1 protein-coding gene is annotated in these 1,160 nt (G+C 59.5%); it reads left to right on the top strand.

The window, feature by feature from the left end; translation table 11 throughout:
• Positions 1-68 precede the first annotated feature (68 nt).
• Positions 69-1,160, top strand: coding sequence for an IS630 family transposase (locus BLS74_RS33575; protein WP_093112360.1), 1,092 nt, complete (start codon positions 69-71; stop codon positions 1,158-1,160).

Raw genomic sequence — 1,160 nt, 5'->3', positions numbered from 1 at the left:
CCTGTCCTGCAAATAACTGGTATTAGTCTTGCTTGCCGGTGCAGTATCTTTTGGACGGAGATACCGCGATGAGAACAGGCAGACCGAAAGCTGATTTGGTATTGAGCGACGAGGAGCGGTCGCAGTTGCAGTCGTTCGCGCGCAGCCGCTCGTTGCCAGCGGCATTGAGCAGCCGGGCTCGCATTGTTCTTAGCAGCGCCGAGGGCGAGCTCAATAGCGCGATCGCCGCGCGGCTGAAATTGACCAAGGCCACCGTGGGCAAGTGGCGCTCGCGTTTCATCGAGCGACGCATCGCCGGTCTGTACGATGACATTCGCCCTGGCGCGCCGCGCACCATCGACGATGAGCGGATCGCGCAGTTGATCAACACCACACTGCATACCAAGCCGGCAAACGGCTCGACGCACTGGAGCGTACGCGGCGTAGCTGCAGAGACGGGCATTTCCAAGACCAGCGTGCAGCGCTACTTCCAGCTGTTTGGCCTGCAGCCGCATCGCACGGAGAGTTTCAAGCTGTCCAACGATGCGTTCTTCGTGGAGAAGCTGCGCGACGTGGTGGGCCTGTACCTGAGCCCCCCGGACAACGCCTTGGTCATCTGCGTGGACGAGAAAAGTCAATGCCAGGCGCTGGAGCGCACGCAGCCGATGCTGCCCATGGGCTTTGGCTATGCCGAAGGCGTCACTCACGATTACAAGCGCCATGGCACCACGACGCTGTTTGCTGCGTTGAATGTGCTCAATGGCGCGGTGCTGGCCAGTTGCAAGCCGCGCCATCGGCATCAGGAGTTCCTGTCGTTTCTGCGCGAGATCGAGACTGCTGTGCCGTCCGAGCTCGACATCCATTGCATCGTCGACAACTACGCCACCCACGGTCATCCGAAGATCAAGGCTTGGCTGGCCAGCCGGCCACGCTGGCACATGCACTTCATCCCGACCTATAGTTCCTGGCTCAACCAGGTCGAGCGCTTCTTTGCGTTGATCACTGACAAGGCGATCCGACGCGGATCTTTCTCCAGCGTCAAGCAACTCGTGCAGCGCATCGATCAGTTCGTCACCCATCACAATGCCAACAGCCAACCGTTCAAATGGACGGCCACCGCAGATTCCATTCTTGAGAAGTTGCATCGACTTTGCTCACGTATCAGCGGGACAGGACACTAG

Origin of the sequence: Variovorax sp. CF079 (assembly GCF_900101545.1) — a bacterium.
GTDB lineage: Bacteria > Pseudomonadota > Gammaproteobacteria > Burkholderiales > Burkholderiaceae_C > Variovorax.
This window is presented reverse-complemented; position numbering and strand designations above follow the sequence as displayed.

Coding starts and splice junctions, on each gene's coding strand:
- BLS74_RS33575 (WP_093112360.1), top strand. CDS start 69: ATGAGAACAGGCAGACCGAAAGCTGATTTGGTATTGAGCGACGAGGAG.